This is a genomic window from Pseudomonas sp. NFACC42-2, from assembly GCF_900116055.1.
Lineage (GTDB): Bacteria > Pseudomonadota > Gammaproteobacteria > Pseudomonadales > Pseudomonadaceae > Aquipseudomonas > Aquipseudomonas marginalis.
The window spans coordinates 648812-666231 of sequence record NZ_FOZO01000001.1 but is presented as its reverse complement, the minus strand read 5'-3'; the positions used below and the strand labels follow the sequence as shown (position 1 = coordinate 666231).

General features: G+C 64.0%; 9 protein-coding genes. 4 read left to right on the top strand and 5 right to left on the bottom strand.

What is annotated here, in order from left to right:
• Positions 1-20: 20 nt before the first annotated feature.
• Positions 21-4667 (bottom strand): dermonecrotic toxin domain-containing protein, encoded by a 4647-nt coding sequence (locus BM416_RS02950; RefSeq protein WP_092485195.1) that lies wholly within the window; start codon positions 4665-4667, stop codon positions 21-23.
• Positions 4668-4708: 41 nt separating this feature from the next.
• Positions 4709-9565, bottom strand: coding sequence for a coiled-coil domain-containing protein (locus BM416_RS02945; protein WP_092485192.1), 4857 nt, complete (start codon positions 9563-9565; stop codon positions 4709-4711).
• A 140-nt stretch (positions 9566-9705) separates the two neighbouring features.
• On the opposite strand from BM416_RS02945, the gene BM416_RS02940 reads away from it, so the two are divergent.
• The 4 genes from BM416_RS02940 (at position 9706) to BM416_RS30750 (ending at position 11791) form a co-directional block, all read left to right on the top strand.
• Positions 9706-9996, top strand: coding sequence for a DUF5629 family protein (locus BM416_RS02940; RefSeq protein ID WP_092485189.1), 291 nt, complete (start codon positions 9706-9708; stop codon positions 9994-9996).
• The gene (locus BM416_RS02935) at positions 9983-11158 is read left to right on the top strand and encodes a lactonase family protein (RefSeq protein WP_092485186.1); all 1176 of its coding nucleotides are present in this window, start codon (positions 9983-9985) and stop codon (positions 11156-11158) included. Before BM416_RS02940 ends, BM416_RS02935 begins: the two co-directional genes overlap by 14 nt.
• Before the next feature lie 156 nt (positions 11159-11314).
• On the top strand, positions 11315-11494 hold the full coding sequence (locus BM416_RS02930) for a hypothetical protein (RefSeq protein ID WP_027608577.1): 180 nt from the start codon (positions 11315-11317) through the stop codon (positions 11492-11494).
• A gap of 171 nt (positions 11495-11665) precedes the next feature.
• Positions 11666-11791 carry a hypothetical protein gene (locus tag BM416_RS30750; RefSeq protein ID WP_256097795.1) on the top strand — a complete coding sequence of 42 codons (126 nt, stop codon included), beginning with the start codon at positions 11666-11668 and terminating at the stop codon, positions 11789-11791.
• Here BM416_RS30750 and BM416_RS02925 read toward each other — a convergent pair.
• The 3 genes from BM416_RS02925 to BM416_RS02915 are packed head-to-tail and all read right to left on the bottom strand — an operon-like array spanning position 11788 to position 17254.
• Entirely contained in the window at positions 11788-12381 is a 594-nt protein-coding gene (locus tag BM416_RS02925) for a glutathione S-transferase (RefSeq protein WP_092485183.1), read from the bottom strand. The two genes, BM416_RS30750 and BM416_RS02925, sit on opposite strands and share 4 nt — an antisense overlap.
• Positions 12378-16016 carry an AAA family ATPase gene (locus BM416_RS02920; protein WP_092485181.1) on the bottom strand — a complete coding sequence of 1213 codons (3639 nt, stop codon included), beginning with the start codon at positions 16014-16016 and terminating at the stop codon, positions 12378-12380. The genes BM416_RS02925 and BM416_RS02920 overlap by 4 nt, the downstream gene beginning before the upstream one ends.
• Positions 16013-17254 (bottom strand): exonuclease SbcCD subunit D C-terminal domain-containing protein, encoded by a 1242-nt coding sequence (locus BM416_RS02915; protein WP_092485178.1) that lies wholly within the window; start codon positions 17252-17254, stop codon positions 16013-16015. Before BM416_RS02915 ends, BM416_RS02920 begins: the two co-directional genes overlap by 4 nt.
• Positions 17255-17420: the final 166 nt, after the last annotated feature.

Below are 17420 nucleotides of genomic sequence, written 5' to 3'. Positions count from 1 at the left end.
AGCGGGCTCACCACAGTTTTTCAGGAGGCCAGCGGCAGGAACCAACGCTCCGCCAGCGCCTTGCCGATCAGCCCGCGATGCACATCCACCACCGCCTGGGGACTTTGCGCCCTGGCCAGCTGCGAGTAGTAACTCACCCGGCGTTGCTCGCGGATTTTCAGGTGTGCGGCGGTGTAGTTCTGCTTGGGCGTGTCAGCCGCCGGGTAATGGAAATGGGCGTACCACAAGGGGTAGCCACCCTGGTCGTTGACCGCGTATTCCTGGACAAAGTCACGCCGGTCGCCGCTGAGCTGGATACGCTCGCCCAGCAGCGCCATGTTCGCGCGCTTTTGTTCGATCAGGAATTCCAGGTTGCCGTGGGTGGGCGGTAATTCCAGGCACAGCTGAATGCGCAGCGCCAGGCCACGCTCATTCAAGCGCACCGCGGCCTGGCGCATGTCGCGCTCCAGCGTCTGGTCTGCGGATGTACGGGCCTCGGCTGGTTGGGCCTGGATGGCCCGGTACAGTTCGTTGGCCAATTTGTCGTAGCGTACCGACTCATGTTGCAGCACCTCCTGGACCTCTTCCGGATGCCTGGAGATTTTCTTGTATTGATCGCCGCGCTTGAGGTGTTCTTCCAGCATGGCCAGCAGCTTGCGGGCTTCTCCCTTGATTAGGCTCAGGCTGCGGGGAGCCGGCGCGGCGGGTGGCGGTGCCGACTCCTTGAACTGGATCCATTGTTCGCCCCGTTGCGCATAGGTCCCCAGCACCTCGCCCGTGACTTCCGAGCGGACCTCGACGGTTTCCAGGGTGCCCAGGGGTTTGACTTCGCCGATAAAGGTGCCTTTTTTGGGCGTGCGTATGACTTTTTTCTGCGGTCGACCCACGGCCGTCGGGCTGCGCCGGCTCGGGCGCCGGGCGGGCTGGGCAATCGGCTTGATTTCGCTGGCCAGTTGCCTGGCGGCCTCCTGGTACAGTTCCCTCACCAGCGTGACCAGCTTGGGGAAATAATCGCCGTCGAGCTCATCGGCGTTGACGATGCCAACCCCCTGCAATGAGTCCAGGCCCCGACCATAATGCTCCACCAGGCTTTCCAGCACGCTGATGCGTTCCTCCGCCGACAGTTCCAGGTCGTTCAGGTCACTGTGGGTACGCAAGTGCTCCTGAAGCGGTTCGAGGATATCGATCAGCACGCCCACCAAGGGGTGATCAGGGTGTTTATGGGTCATCAGTTCATAGTTGCGCATCAGCAGGTCCTTGACGGCCAAGGCACTGATTTCCTGCGGGCGTTCCCAGGTCAGGCGCTTGTAGTATTCAACCCCGGCGTCGCCGAGGCTGAACAACTGGTCGAGATAGCGGTCACGCCGTTCGAGCCAGTGAACCGAGCGTTCATTGATGGCAATCATTACGCGGATGAACTCGCGGTAAGCCGCGAAGTCGGTCAGCATCGCTTCGGCCAGGCGTGCTCCCTTGACGGTGAAGCGACTGTTGTTGCGGTAAAGCGCTGTGCGGTCTTTTTCGGCCACCACCACATGTTTGCGCGCGTTGTTGACGATATTTTCCAATAAGCTCGCCACCGACTGAGGCGGCAAGGCAATCCCCAGCGCGCTGCGCTCTTGCAGGCTGTCCAGTTGTTGCTGGTAAGCCTGTGTCTGTTCCAGCAGCGCCGTATCGAAGCGTTGGCGACTGTCGGCCCGTTGCGCTTCGCTGAAACGTGGGTCCTCGGCGGTTCTGGTCATCACCCCCAGGATAATGTCGATCCGACTCTGCTGGGCCGCCTGGCCCTGGATGAACTGTTGGAAACTGAGCTTGAGTTCGCTGATGCGCTGCGCCTGGCGCTGGCGTTCGGCGGCAATCCGTTTGGGCGGCATACCGCCACGCAGGCGCAGCCGCGTGTCGACCGACCACGTCCCGTTGCTGTCGCTGCGCAAGCAGGGGCCGTGGAGCGTCGCGTCGCCAGGCATCACCACACGGATATCGCCCTCCGGCTCCAGGGCCACCTGCAGCCACTCGTCCTCCACCAGGGCATACCAGGTGTTCTCCACCAGGTAGAGCCCGCGACGTGGCCCGTTCAATACCGGCTGGGGCAGGGGCGTCGGGCGAGGCGCGCGGAAGCTGGCCAGGCGGCTGCGCTGGATCGTGGTCAGACGCTGGCGTGCCTGGGTAAAACTCAAGTCCAGTAGGGTTTTGCCCATCTGCGCTGGCGCGCCGGGCAGGATGACCGCGCCTTCACGGATCCTGGGCGGTGGCGGCAGCGGCCACTGCTCGGCGATCCACGGGGCCAGGGGCTCGGGCAATGCTTCGTCCTTGAGCCCTACCTCCAGCGCAGAGGGTGCGGCGATCACCACGGGAACGGCCTCAAGCAACAGCAAGCCGAGGTTGAGCAGCAGGTCGACGGTCGCCAGTTCTCGGGTTTGCGGGTCTTGGGAGGCCAGCGCCGGGATGTCCTGGTCCAGGCTGGCCATCAGGCCCCACAGCCAGCCGGTCAGCATGGCCGGCCCACGCAGCAGTGGCAGCAACAGGTTACCGAACAACAAGCTGCTGCCTTCGCGCAGCACCTGCCAGCGGCCTTCGCTGTTGGACACCGATTCACGATTGGCCTGCTCCACCAGGGCCCGCGCGTGGTCGCTGTACAAGTAGCTCATCAGGCGCCCGGTCACCCGGCATTGTTGCAGCTCGTCATTGATGCCATCGGCGGACAGCGTGGCCGGCGCCGGTTTACTCAAGGGGGCAAATTCATCGCCCTGGCCAAAGCGCAGCGAATGGGGCTCGTGGAACCCGCCATTGGCATAGATGGGCCGGGCTTTGTCGCTCAGCCAGGTCAATACGCTGTCCTGCAGGGGGCCGGGTTCGGCGATGGCCTCGAACAGGGCCTCGCGGCTGGCAAATTCCTGGAGTGCCTCGGCATACAGCGGGCGGTACAACACGTGGGGGCCGACGCCGATGTCCTCGGCCTCGATCAAGTACATGGCGGTGACCGTGTCCGGTTGCACGCCGGGCGCCGGCAGCAGCGCCAGGTGGCGGATCACCACGGTGCGTTGGTCGATCTTCTGGTTGGCCGCATCGGGGTCCATCAGTGCCGCCACCAGGCGCGCGCCGGTGGCGCTCAGGCCTGCCTGCTGCTTCAGGTTCAATTCCAACGCCAGCAAGGGCAGCTGCACGGCCTGTTGTTCGGCGAACAGGGTTTCACGCTGGCGTGCCTCGGCGCTTTCACCCAGTAAATGGGTTTCCAGCAGGCGCGGGTAGTGCTGGCCGATGTCCACGCGTGCCACCGGGCCGTCGGCACTCATCAGGTAGTCGGTGGTCAGCCAGGCCGGTAATGGCAGACCAAGCCGGTGGGTGAGGGTCACGCTGCCGCTGGGGCGGCTGGACAAGTTGTCGATGGCCAGGTCGGTCAGGCTCATGCGTTCATGCCGGATGATCCCGGTGGTGCCTGGATAGCCGGCGGCGATGGCGAAGGTCAGTTGCAGGTCATCGGGATGCAGGGCGGCAACGGAGGGGGGAGGGAGCGCCGACTTGCCCAGGGTCACCGCATCCTGCTGCAAGGCTTGCAACAGTGCATTGACGGTGTAGGTGTGCAGGTCGTCGATGTCGCTGAAGGCAGTACGCCCCGCCGCGCGCCGTTTGGCCCCGGCGAGGGCCAGGGTATAGCGCCTGTACGTGGCCTGGTCGTCGGCAGCGGCGTCGCGCAGCCAGGCCGGCAGGTGCTGGCGCAAGGTGTCCAGGGCTGGGGCCGGGGTGTCGCGCAAAAAACGCCCCGGGTCGGTGATGTCGGCGTACAGCGTCTGCCAGGTGCTGAAGGGTTGGCCGGTGGGCAGGCGCAGGTTGCCCAGGTCTTCGACTTGGCGATTGAGGATCATCGACGCCTGGTGCTCGAAGGGATCGCCGTCGGGCTCGTAGCGTTGAATCAAGATGTCATCGACCTGGTACCGGCGGCTCAATTGTTGGCCGTAGGCCTGGATCAGTGCGTCCATGTTCTCGAACGTCTCGACGGTGTGTTCCGGGCTGCACAGCAGCACCGAAACCTTGCCGTTGAAGGCACGGACCAGAGCCAACTGCGGCCCGATCAGGGTCACGCTGCGTTCGGCGGTTGTGAGGGTGGCTTCCAGGCTGTACGCAATCACGGCATTCGCACCATGACGTGCGATGCGCGCCTCGCGGTCAGGCCTCTCGAGCAACTGCTCGAGGGTCGCCCTGGCCGCTGGGTCCAGACTGGCCTGGCTCAGGGCACTGATGCGCAGGGTGTCTCTCAATACGCCTGCCAGCCAGCGCCAGGGGCCGCTATCCCAGTATTCGGTCAGCGCATTTTGCAGGGCGATGGGCAGGATGCGTGGCAGTTCGTCGACCAGCGTCGCGATGACCTGCATATCGAGTTTTTCCCCGGTCACACCGGGCAACTTCAGGCGCTTGGGTGGCTCGTCCGAGAGGTACCAGGGCGAGCCGTTCACGTCGCTGAAGTTCAACGCCACACCACTGGCCAGGGCGTCGTGGACCACCGGCATAAAGGGCTGCAGCAGCCAGCCTCGGCGTTGTGGCCTGGCCAGGCGTGTGCGGCTCAGGTCCAGGCTAAGGCTGGGGTATCTGGCACCGATGGCCGTGGCGAGTTGCTGACGAATCACGCTGTCCAGTGTCGGTCGATCAGCGAAGCGAGCGCTGACGGCGTGGGCAATAGAATGAGGAATTTGCATAAACATCCTTTTGGCAATGCGATGCCATTCATGGCGAGATTTCAGGCGGGCAGCAGACTGAGGAACAGGCGCTGATCCAACGGTGCGGTGATCGGGTTATACAGGTCGCGCACGATGCTTCGGTTGTCTGCCCCGGCCTGGGCGATCAGGTCCTTGAGGGTGACAAAACGCTGTTCGGGGCGCTTGAGATGCGCCGCTGTATAAGCGCCCGGCGGGCTGTCGGCCTGGCTGTAGTGAAAGTGCGCATACCACAGCACCGTGAGGCGGTTTTTCTCGCGCACGGCGAACTCCGACACATAGTCCTTGGCGGCGGTGCGTTGCGGGCCGTGGACCAGGCCGATGTCGACGGCGGCGTGGGCGCGCAGGAATTCGATGTTTTCCTGGCGCGGGCGTTGGGCCTTGTAGCCCTCGATGCAATGCTGGCGGCCTTGGGTGCGCAACTCGTCGGCACGCAGGCGCAGGCGCTCGACGGTCTGGAGTACGTCCGGCTTGTCGGCCGCGTGGCTGGACAACTCGGCGGCGACGCTGTCGAGGCGCTCGGCCTGGTGCACGAGCATGTCGTGCCAGTCACGCGGATTGAGGTCGTCGCGACGGGTGGGATCGCCGAGTTTCCTTTTCTGGAACTCGATGGAGCGTTCGATGGCCGGCACCTCTTCCAGCAACCGTTGCGCCTGGGCGCGCAGTGTAGAGAGCGCCGGAGCCTGGGGTGGCTCGGCAGGGCGGCTGGGCCTGGCCTCGACAATCTCCACCCAACCCTCGTTGGGGTGCTCCATGAAACGCCCGCTGACCTGCTGGGTAATGGGGTTGCGGGTCACGATGGTGGGGAAGGGCTGGTCACTCTGCGCCGGCTCCAGGTCGCCGACCAAGGCGCCTTTGTCCCGCGACTTGAACACCCGTTTGGTTCTTGATGGGGTCCGCACCGGTTTGAAGGCGCCCGGTTGCGGCGGCAGGAATTCATCTTCGCGCAGCAGCGCGGCCAGGTCGGCCTCGGCGCTGTCGCGCACAGTGTTCAAGCGTTCGATCAGCAGCGGCATATATCGTGGGTGCGCCAGGGGTGAGTCGAGTTCCCGCAGGCTCTGGTAGATCTGCAGGCGCCGGTTGTAATGCCTGACCAGGTTGGTCAGTACTTCCTTGCGCTCGGCCGTGGTGAAACCCTCGGTGGTCAGCAGGTCCAGGTGTGAGTCTTCCAGGGGAGACAGGGAAGATTGCAGGTGCTCATGGCGCGCGAGGAAATACTGCTCCGGGGGGGTGGTGGCCGGGACTGTCTGGTCGATGCTCAACTCGGTGAGGACATCCAGGGATTCGAGGGTGGCATTGAGGCGGTTGTAGAACCGGCGCTTGGGATGCCCGTTGAGGTAATTCAGGCGCTGGGCCGCGCCGGTTTTCAAACGTGCGGCCATCGCCTCCAGGGTGTCCTCGATGGCAATCATCGCCTGGGCATGGCGCTCGGACACGGCAAAGTTGGTTTCCAGCAGGTCGTTGACATAGCGCAGCGCCTGCACATCCTGGGCGCTGCCTTGCAACTCGATCAGCGATTCGCCCTGCTCGGACACAAACGTGGCCAGGTACAGGGACGACAACTGGCTGACGCGAATTTCATCGGTGGCCAGGATCGACTGGTATTGCTCCACGCATTGCCCTTCATAGTCGAAGCGACTGTCCACGGCTTTCATCCGCGCGTAGGCCTCGATCAAGGCGCGCCGCTGTTGCAGCAACTCGGCGGCGGCCAGGTCGAAGCGCTCCTGAAATACCTGGAACCCGGCCCTGGCCCGGGAGCGCTGGGCGACGCTGGCCAGGTGCTCGGCCACCCGTGCCGGGTCGTCAGGTGCGCCGCGCAAGCGGTTGCGGGCCAGGCCCAAGGCATTGTGGGCCTGCTCGAACTTCAGGCGGGCGGCATCCAGTACCTGGTCGATAGGCTGCAGGCGTTTGATCAGGCCGCTGACCTCATCACTGATGCGATTGATCTCCTCCGACGCTTGGGTGCGTTGCTGGTCGATGTGCGCCAGCTTGGCCTTGAGGCGGTTTTTCGGCCCGCCGCCGCGCAGTTTCAGGCCCAGGTCCAGGCCCCATTGGCCATGGGCATTGCGTGCCAGTGCAAACCCCGGATGTTGCGGTTTTTGCGGGTGGATAAGCGTCACTTCGCCGAATTCCGGCACGATGGCGACCCGAAACAGCAAGCCGGCCACCGAGGCATGCCATTGCTGGTCGATGCGGTACAGCCCTTTGAACATGCCGGCGTCCAGCGGCTCAGGCACTGGCACCGGCCATGGCACCTGCAGCTCCCGCAGGGCATCGAGCAGGCGTCGACGGCTGGCGTCGCGGGCGTTGGAATGCACGAAGTCGACCAGGGTCCGGTCGCCGGCCGGCGGCTCTGCGGGCAGGCCCACCGGCCCCAGTTCCACCGGTGTGGTCGGGTGTGGCGCAAGGCCTGTCGGGCGCTGCAGGGCCGCGAGGGTGGCCGGCAAGGCGGGCTCCGAGGGTAACTCGATGGTCGGGTGTTGCCGGGTGCCCATGTGCAGGAGAATCAGGCCTATATTGAGCAGCACGTCGACCCAGGCCAGCTCGCGGGCGGCGGCATCGTCGCCTTGCAGGGCGGCCATATCGTGCTGGAGGCTGACCGCCAGTTGCACCATCCAGCCGGCGACCATCGCCGGCCCGCGCAGCAGCGGCAAGAGCAGGGCGTTGAACAACAACCAGCCACCTTCGAGCAACACCGCCCAACGGCTTTCGGCATTGGACACCGAGTCGCGGTCCGCCAGGTCCACCAGCGCCCGGGCGTTGCTGCCGTAGAGGTACTGGGTCAGGTTGCCGGTGGCCAGGCATTGGGCCAGGGAACCCTCGACTTCGCTGCCATTGAACTCCTGTACTAACTGCGCGGGCGGCGGCGCCGGCCACTGCACCGTGTCGTCGCCCTGGCCGAAGCGCAGGATATGCGGGCTGCGGAAGCCGCCGTGGCTGTAGATCGGCCGGGCCTTGTCGCTCATCCAGGCCAGCACGCTGTCTTGCAGTGCACCGGGCTGGGCGATGGCGTCGAACAGGGCCGCACGGCTGGCGAATTGCTGCAACGCGTCAGAGTACAGCGGGCGATAGAGAATCGACGGCCCGGCGTCGATGTCACGGGGGTCGATGATAAACATGTTGCCGACGATATCCGGCACGGCCCCGGGCTTGCGGGCGAAGGCCAGCGGGCGCATCACGATGTCGAGGGTGTCGACCACGCGCCCCGCCGCGCTGGCGTGCAGCACGGCCTTGACGTAGCGATACCCCAGGAAGCTGAAGCCCTGTTGCCCGCGAATCGCCAGTTCCAGGGCCTGGCGCGGCAGTTGCACGGTCAGCGCCTGGCCGAACAGCGTCTCACGCCGGCGTACCTGCGGGTTGTCGCCCAGCAGCAGGTCGCGCAGCTGTTGCGGGTAGCGCCGGCCGATATCCACTTGGCGGATCAGGCCGGGCGTGCTGTGGAACAGGCCTTTTTCCCCGAGGATATAGTCCTCGGTCAGCCAGGCCGGGAGGGCGGCCCCGGACGTGTCCTGCAAGGTCATGCGGCCGTGCGGCGCGGCGGCGAGGTTCTTGATGGCCAGCTCGGTCAGGCCCAGGGTCACCGGTGCCAGGTAACCGCCGTGCAAGTCACCCACCGGGACGTGGAAGGTCAGCCGCAGGTTGTCCGGCTCCACGGTGGAGTCGGGGTGGTCGCGGCGCATCTGCTCGCGCAGGGTGCGGGAGGCAAAGGCCGGCAGGCTCTCGACCCCGTCCAGGAACGACGCCCCGGCCTGCTGGCGTTGCAGGCGGGCCTGTTCCAACAGCCCTTGGCGATAGGCGAAACGCTGCTGGGCATTGGCGCTCTGCAGCCAGGCGGGCAACGCCGTCTGGATGGCGTCCTGATGTGTCGGGTCGGGCGCCGGCGCAGCGACAAAGACGGCGCTGGGGTCTGTCGCCAAGGCAAAACGCTGCTCCAGGCTGCGCACGCCGTCGGAGGCGGGCAGGGCGATGGCTTCGAGGTCATCCAGTTGCTGGTTGAGCAACAGGGCGGCCTGGGTATCGAAGAGATTGCCATCGGGCTCGTAGCGTCTGACCACCACCTTGTCGACCTGCAACCGCTGGCTCAGGCGCTGGCCCCAGGCCTGGGTGAAGACTTCCAGTGAGGCGAATGGCTCGACGCTGCCCGACGCCTGGCACAGCAAGGCCTGGTGGCCTTGTACCAACAGCAGGTCGCTGCTCAGCAGGCGGGCTTCACGGCCCTGCCGGCTCACACAGGCTTCCAGGCAGTAAGCATGCACAAAACCATTGGCCCCGGTCTGGCGTTCACGCCGGTCAGGCTGGCGGGTCACGCTGTCCAGCATGTTCCGAGGCGTGCCGGCGGGCAGCAGGCTGGCGCTGCTTTTGAGGGTGTCCGCGAGTAGATCGCCAAGCCATTGCCAGCGGCTGGTGCCGGTGTCGGCAGCGCCGTTCCAATAGGTGGCCAGGGCTTGTTGAAAAGCGATGGGCAGGGTGAAGGCCAGGTCCAGGATCAGTCGTTCGATCACCGCCATGTCCGGCTCGCGGGGGCCATTGGCCTCATAGGTCAAGCGTGAGGGCGGGCGCTGGGACAGGAAGCAGCGGCGTTGGTCGACCACCTGGGTCAGGTTCAGGGCCGTGCCATTGCCCAGGTGTTCGAGGACCACATCGGTCAAGCGCCTGAGGTCCCAGCCGCGCCGCTGGTTGGGGGTGGCCAGCTTGAGGGTGGCCAGGTCCAGGGGCAGCGCCGGGAACTGTTCCTGCAGGCGCTCGTGCAGGTGCCGTTCGACCACCTGGCGTAACGTCGGGCGTGTGGCGAACTGCTGGGCGACCGCCAGGGCCGGGGTGTTGCTGCGGTGTGCGAAGTACAGCGGCCCCGCCGGCGGGGCGTTTGAAGTGTCTGGCATAGGAGATTCCATTCTGTGGGGGAGTTCGCCCCCAGAATGGCAAGCGCCGGCCGCTGCCGTGCGGTAGCCCGCTATCGCGGCACGACGGCATCGCCGGATTGGCCTATCATCAGCGTTTTTTCCAGCGATGAATGAGCCTGATGACTGCCGCCTCCCTGCTTACTGAACTCCACACCAGCGACATGCTCGAAATCGATGGGCTGCATGCCTTTGATTTCACGCTCGACGATCAACAGCTACTGATCAAGAGCATGGACGGTCGGGCCGAGAAACGCTGGACGTTCAGCCTGGCGCAAATAGAGGCCGCGACCTTTGATGACGCCTTGCAAAGCTGGACCCTCACCGGTGATTCGGGCGAGCACCGCCTGGTGTGCATGGCCGCCTTCACCGGCAACAATAACGACGAGGAAGACGAGCATGATGATGCGTAAATTCTGGCCGCTGCTGATGGCTGGCAGTGTGGGTGCGATGTCGGTGCAGGCTGCACCGGCGGACACCTATGAGTTGCTGGTGGGCAGCTACACCGCCGGCTCCAGCGACGGCATTTATCGCCTGCAATTCGACAGCCGCACCGGGCAGTTCCAAGGCAAGCCGGTACTGGCGGCGAAGTCCGCCAACCCTTCGTGGCTGACAGTCTCCAAAGACCAGAAGCACCTGTTTGTGGTCAATGAAAACGGCCCGGGCCAGCAAGACCCGGTCGGCCGCGTCAGCAGCTACCGCATCGACCCGAAGAATCATCAGCTCACCCTGGTCAATCAGGTGCAGAGCCTGGGCAACGAGCCGACCCATTCCAGCGTCGCGGCGGATGGGCGCTACCTGTTTGTCGCCAACTATTCGGTGCTGGAAGATCCGGGCGGCAGCCTGGCGGTGCTGCCGGTGGATGCCGAGGGCAAGCTGTCAGCACCGGTGCAGTTGAGTGCACACCCGGCCAGTCGCGTGAACCCTGAGCGTCAGGCCTCCAACCATGTGCATTCGGTGGTGTCGTCGCCGGACGGCAAGTACGTGTTTGTGCAGGACCTGGGCGCGGACAAGCTGTTCGCCTATCGCTACGACCCCAAGGCCAACCACGAGCTGCCGCTGACCCCGGCCGATCCGGCCTTTGTGCCACTGCCACCGGGCAGCGGCCCGCGTCACCTGTTGTTCAGCGCCGATGGCAAGCATGCCTGGCTGACCACCGAGATGAGCGCCCAGGTCGCGGTGTTCGATTACGCCGATGGCAAGCTCAGTCAGACGCAATTGGTGGACTTCGCCGCCGGCCAACCGGTATCCGACAAGGCCGGCGCCGCACTGCATGCCTCCAGCGATGGCAAGTTCCTGTACGTGAGCAATCGCGGCACCGCCAACCAGATCATCGTATTTGGCGTGGACCCGGCCACCGCCCACCTCAAGGAGCTGCAGCGCCGCAGCGTCGAAGGCGACCACCCGCGGGAGTTCAGCCTTGATCCGAGCGGCAAGTTCCTGCTGATCGCCAACCAGAAGAGCAACGAAATCGTGGTGGTCGAACGTGACCCCAAGACCGGCCTGCTGGGTAAAACCGTGCAGAAATTGCCGATCGATGCCCCCAGCGACCTCAAGTTCCTGGTGCGTCAATAAGCCACAGGCCCCGCCATGCGGGGCCTGATCCTTAGTATTAATTGTATTAATAGCGGCTACTGTTTCAAAGCATTTCTAAGGTTCAACCCTCGGGCGTAAGTTGGGTCCCAAGGCCTTCCCCGGCCACCCAACCGAACGAACACAAGGGTTACCGACATGAACTTGAATCTCTTCTCCGTCATCGCCGCCTCCGCCGTTTCCGCCACCGTGGCCCTGCCCGCCGCCGCCAGCGTGGAAGTCAGCGGCAAAAAATCCAGCACCAGCGCCTACACCCAGAAATACCTGCAACAAAGCGCCAACTTCTACGCCGCCCTGGATCACAAGACCCAGCAATGAGCGCTGATTGACCCTGCACACAAGCAGACGCCAAACCACTGGAACGTAAACGCGCGTTCGAGTGGTTTGGCGTTTGTGCGGCTGTCGAAGAAAAAAATAAGGTAATGGCGCATTGCCATATGTTTAAATTGACGCTTAAATATTGACGCGCTCTTTCATGGAATCGACAGCATGGCACTTCGACTCGCCGCACTTATCCTCGCCCTTTATTCCACCCCGATCCTGTCATCCGTGCAGTTGACGGACGGCGAACCGGAGATCGCTCGCGAGCGATTGTTGAGTCTGATCGAAGGCTAAGCCTTCGCCATCACGCCGATAAACAGGGGCGATTGCAGGAAGTCTTCCAACCAGCGTTGCAACGCTTTGTACGGCGTACCGGCAAACCATTCGCGGTCCACATGGGCAAACTGCCGTATAAACGGCGCAAGCGCCATGTCCGCCAGGCCAGGGTGGTCGGCCAGCAGATAGGCGCGAGTGGCCAGCAACCCCTCGAGCTTCTGCAAGAACACCTCGCCTTCGGCTCGATAGTGTTCCACCGGCTGCTCGGGATAGCGTTCGGGGTACTTGTATCGATTCAAGTGATGTTTAAAGGTTGAATCGTTCTCGGCGATCAGCTCAAGTACCGCTGGATCCCCCTGCAATAACCAGTTATCCGGATCATGCCGGGCCAAGGCCCATTGCATGATCGCCAGGCTCTCGTCGATCACCACGCCATCCACCACCAGCACCGGCACCGTGCCCTTGGGCGACAGTGCCAGCATCTCGGCCGGCTTGGCCTTGAGGCTCACCTCGACAATCCGCACCGCCACCCCCGAGTAGCGCAGCGCCAGGCGTGCGCGCATCGCATAGGGGCAGCGCCGGAACGAATACAGCAGCGCCTCGCTCACTTGACCTCCAGGGTGCTCAGGCCATTGCCCTGGCGCTTGACCTGGATCTGCACCGGGATGCGTTCGTGCATTTCCTGCACGTGGGAGATCACCGCCACCTTGCGCCCCTGGGCCTGCAAGCCGTCGAGGGCGTCCATGGCCAATTGCAGGGACTCGGGGTCGAGGCTGCCAAAGCCTTCGTCGATAAACAGCGATTCGATCTTCAAGGTGCTGGACGCCATCGACGCCAGGCCCAAGGCCAAGGCCAGGGACACCAGGAACGTCTCGCCGCCGGACAACGAATGCACCGAGCGCAGTTCATCGCCCATTTCCGTGTCCATCACCAGCAGGCCCAACATGCTGCCGCCGCGCTTGAGACGGTAGCGGCGCACCAGTTGGCGCAGTTGCACGTTGGCATGGTGCACCAGCAGGTCGAGGTTGTAGGCCTGGGCGATCTTGCGGAAGGTGTCGCCGGTGGCCGAGCCGATCAGTGCGTTCAGGCGTGCCCAGCGTTGCCACTCGTCATAGGCCTTGGCGATCTGTTCGGCCAGGGCACTGTTGGCGTCCTGGCGACGCTGGTCTTCGGACTGGCGCGCGCGCAGTTCGGCGCAGTGTTTTTCGCCGTCGGCCAAGTGTTGATTGAGCGCAGCCAGGGCGCCGTCGAGTTGGTCGGCGTCCAGGTTGCCGTTGTGCAGGGCCTGGTGTTCGGCGAGGCGTTGTTCGCGTTCCTGCAGCAATACCTTGGCTTGCTCGACGGCTTTTTCGCTGCTGTGCAGATGCTCGCGCAACGTGGCGATGTGTGTGTCATCGAACGCCAATAGACGCGCCAGGCCCTCGTCATCCAGCTCGGGGTGCAGGGCGCGCCATTCGGTGGTGCGGGCATCGAGGCTTTGCTGTTCGGCTTCGAAAGCTTGCTCGCGCTCCTGCTGGGCCTTGAGGTCGGCGGCCAGTTGGATCAGTTGGTTGCGGATGTCCTGCAACCGCTGGTTGGCGTCCGTCTCGCTCTGGCGTGCCTGCACCACGGCGTGTTCCAGTTGCTGTTGCCAGTGTTCGGCGCTGGGGTGTTCGCCCAGCAGGGCAGTGAGTTTTTCCTGGGCGGCCTGCTGCTGCGCGGCCAGCTCGGTAAATTGCTGGTTCAGTGCCTCGAGTTGCTGTTGGCGATGCTGCTGGTGCGTGTGCTCTTTCTCGATGGCCTGCTGGCGCTCCTGCTGCTCGGCCAGCTCATCCTTCTGATGGCCCAGTTGTTCAAGGCGTTGGCTGACCTGCTGGTCCAACTGCATAAAGGTCACGGCCGGGTCGCTGCGCAGGCCTTCCAGGGTGTCGGCGGGGAGCAGGCTGGCGAAGGCGTTGAGTTCTTCGTCGAGGCGCTCGCGGTCGTTGGACAGCTCGCGCTGCTGGTCCACCAGCAATTGGCGCGCCTGCTGGCTCGCGTCCTGGGCGGCCTGCAGTTGTTGCTGCAAGCGCCCGGCGTTTTGCTGCAGGTTGAGCAGGGCGGCCTGGCGCTGTTCGTCCTGGGTGATGCTTTGGGTCAGTTGGCTGAGTTGCTGGGCCAACCAATGGCTGCGTTTGCTTTGTTCCTGGTTGAACAGCGAGGCCGCCAGCGGGTGCGCGTCCAGGCTGGGCTGGAGCGCCTGCTGTTGGGTGACCAGGTGTTCCTGTTGTTGCAGGAATTCTTTTTGCTGGGCGATCAGGCCGCCGACTTCACCGCGCAGTTCGGTGAGTTTTTCCTTGAGGGTATCGACCGCTTTCTGCGCCGTGGCCTCTTCGTTGTGGTCGTGGCGCCCGAGGCTGTGCAGCAGGGCTTCGGGCTGGTGGTACGGGTGTTCATGGCTCCCGCACACCGGGCAGGGCTGGCCGTCCTGCAATTGTTCGCGCAATTCCTCGACGCTGGCACTGCGCGCCAGGCGCTGGCGCTCCAAGAGTTGCTTGGTCACCGTCAGGGTCTGTTCAGCCACCGCCAGCTCGGCCTTGGTTTGCAGGCCGGTCTGGTTCAGTTGGTCGCGTTGCTGGGCGGCGTCGGCGAGCTTTTGCGTGAGGGCAACGGCTTGCTGCTCCAGTTGCTGCTGGCTGTCCCACAGGCGTGACAGGTCTTCGAAGGCGCGCTGCTGCTTGCGATTGTCCTGCAACAGACTGGCCAGCAGTTGCACCTGTTCGGCCACGGCATGGGGTTCGGCGCCGGCTTCTTGATACAGCAGGTCGAGCGCTTCGCGTTGCTGGGCAAATTTTTCTGCGGCGCTGGTAGCACGCTGTTCAAGGTGTGGCAGTTCGGCCTGGCCTTTTTTCAGGCGATTACCGATCAGCATCAACTGTTGCAAGCGATCGCGGTAGGCGTTCCAGGCATCGCTCAACGGCGCGAGGGCGCTGCTGCGTTCCAGTTCGATGGCGAGGCGTTGCAGGCGCTCGTCGACTTGTTTTTGCTTGTCGAGCAAGCCATTCAAGTTGGCTTGACCTTCAGTGCAGGCGGTTTGCGCCAAGTGTTTTTCAGACGCAAATTTGCCCAGGCTCTCGGTCAGGTGGGCGAGGGTGTTTTGCGCATCGAAGGCTTGGCGTAGCAGGGGCGCGGCGGCAGTTTGTTGCTGCTGCGCGTCAACCAGCGCCGTCTGGGCGGCGGTCTGCTGTTGTTGCAGTTGCGCCTGACGGGTCTGCAGTTCAGCCTGTTGCTCGGTGTGTTGTTGAATCTGCGCGGCCAGGGGCGTCAGTAAGGTGAGGAGTTCCGCCCTGCGCGCAAACTGATGACGTTGCGGTGCCAGTTGGTCGAGGCGGCTCAGGTCCTGGCGTTGCGTGGCCTGGTTGTCCCACTCCGCTTGCGCGCGCTGGAGCTGCTCGGTGGCACTGCGCTGGCGGTCCTGCCATTCGCGCAGTTCCTTGAGCCAGGTGTGCTGTAACTCCAATTGCTTGAGCTGCGCCTGTTGGGTCTTGAGCTGTTGCTGGGCCGCGTCGAATTGCCGGTCCAGTTCGGCGCGCGTCTCGGGGGCCAGGGGCACCACGCCGGTGGCCTGGTCCTGCAGGTGTTTGTGCGTATCCTTGGCCTCCTTGGCCTTGTCGAATGCGCGGCGGCCGAGCTGGGTGTACAGCGCGGTGTCGGTGAGCTTTTCGAGCAGTTCGCTGCGTTCGTTGTCGTTGGCCTTGAGGAAGGCGCTGAACTCGCTTTGCGCCAGCAACACCGCGCGGGTGAACTGCTCGAAGTTCAGGCCCAGGGCCAATTCCAGCTGGGTCTTGTATTCGGTCTTCTGGCTGGCCAGCAGTTGGTCGCTGTCCAGGTCGATCAGGCTCTGCCGACTGTTCTGCAATTTGCCGCTGGCCTTGTCGCGGGCGCGATTGGCTTCCCAGCGTGCACGGTAGCGACGGCCGCTGACACCGACAAAGTCCACTTCGGCATAGCCGCCACCGGTGCCGCGCCGGATCAGGGTGCGTGGATCGCCGATGGAGATATCGCTGTCGGCATCCGGCATCTTGGCCTGGCCGGTATCGCCCAGGCGTGGCACGGCGCCAAACAGCGCCAGGCACAGGGCATCGAGCAGGGTGCTTTTACCGGCGCCGGTCGGCCCGGTAATCGCGAACAGCCCGGCACTGGCCAGGGGCTCGGCAGTAAAGTCGATCTCGAACGGGCCGGCCAGGGAGGCGAGGTTTTTCAGGCGGATGGCAAGAATCTTCATGGCTGTTCACCTGCCTGTTGCACTTCCTGGAGCAGCACGGCGAAATCCTTCAAGGTCTGTTCATCCACTTCACTGCCGTAGCTGTCCTGCCAGGCACGGCTGAACAATTCCTGGGGCGTGAGCTGGTCGAGTTCGATCAGTGCGTCTTCGTTGCTGTCGTCTCGACGGCCTTGGCCGGCGTATTCGGCGGCGATGCGCACCAGGCGCACGGCCTTGCCTTGCAGGGCGGTTTCGATCTGTTGGCGCAGGTCCGGTTGCGGTTCGTCGAGGCGTACGCGCACTTCCAGCCAGGGGTGGCGCTGGGTTTCAGCGAGCAGGTCGATGTCGGGCAGCGCCTCCAGGGCCTTGAGGATGTCCGCCAGGGGCGCGGCTTCCAGGCGTTGCAGGTTGACCGAGCGGGGAATCAGCAGCGGTTCGACGCTGACCAGTCGTTCGCCCTGGAACGTCACATCGAGAATCTGGTGCTTATAGCCAATTTCGGAAAACGACAGCGGTATCGGCGAGCCGCTGTAGCGAATGCGCTCCTCGCCATTGACCTTCTGCGGCTTGTGCAAATGCCCGAGGGCAACATAGCCGACACTTTTGTCGAACAGTTTGGCCGGCAGCGCCTCGGCATTGCCGATGATCAGGCTGCGCTCGGAATCTTCCGATACCGAACCGCCGGCCATGTGCGCATGGCTGATGGCAATCAACGCCTGGCCTTTCTTGCGTTTGGCGTTGGCCGCCGCGATCAGCCACTCATGGACCTGGCCGATACCGTGCAGGTAGTCGTCACCCAGGTGGGCACCGGTGACTTCCGCCGGGCGCAGGAACGGCAGCGCCAGGCACCACGCGGCGACCTTGCCCTTGGCATCCGGCAGGGGAATCAGCAGGCGTTCGGCGTCCAACTGGCCGTCGTCCAGCCACAGCACGCGGCCCAGCGCATGGGTGCGCAGGCGTCGCATCAACGGCGCGGGCAGCTCGATCCGCGAGCCGGAGTCGTGGTTGCCGGCGATCATCACAATGGTCAGTTTCGGATTTTGTTCGTGGGCGCTGATGATGAAATCGTACAGACGCTCCTGGGCCTTGAGCGGCGGGTTGACCGTGTCGAAGATATCGCCGGCGATCAACAGCGCATCGGGGTGCTGGGCCGCGATCTGGCGCAGCAGCCACTCGAGGAAGCAGGCGTGTTCGAAGTCGCGTTCCTGGCCGTGGAGGTTTTGGCCCAGGTGCCAGTCGGAGGTGTGAAACAGACGCAAGGCGAACTCCGTGGAGAAGATGAAAAGGAGGGGAGTTTACCTGTATTGCGAACCCGCTGCTCCAGACGACGCCGATCCAATGTGGGAGGAGGCTTGCCTCCGATGGCCATAGGTATCTACACAACTTTTCAGACCCTGAAAAATCTCCCACAACAGCCGTAGTTCA

Coding starts and splice junctions, on each gene's coding strand:
- BM416_RS02950 (WP_092485195.1), bottom strand. CDS start 4,667: ATGCAAATTCCTCATTCTATTGCCCACGCCGTCAGCGCTCGCTTCGCT.
- BM416_RS02945 (WP_092485192.1), bottom strand. CDS start 9,565: ATGCCAGACACTTCAAACGCCCCGCCGGCGGGGCCGCTGTACTTCGCA.
- BM416_RS02940 (WP_092485189.1), top strand. CDS start 9,706: ATGACTGCCGCCTCCCTGCTTACTGAACTCCACACCAGCGACATGCTC.
- BM416_RS02935 (WP_092485186.1), top strand. CDS start 9,983: ATGATGATGCGTAAATTCTGGCCGCTGCTGATGGCTGGCAGTGTGGGT.
- BM416_RS02930 (WP_027608577.1), top strand. CDS start 11,315: ATGAACTTGAATCTCTTCTCCGTCATCGCCGCCTCCGCCGTTTCCGCC.
- BM416_RS30750 (WP_256097795.1), top strand. CDS start 11,666: ATGGCACTTCGACTCGCCGCACTTATCCTCGCCCTTTATTCCACCCCG.
- BM416_RS02920 (WP_092485181.1), bottom strand. CDS start 16,016: ATGAAGATTCTTGCCATCCGCCTGAAAAACCTCGCCTCCCTGGCCGGC.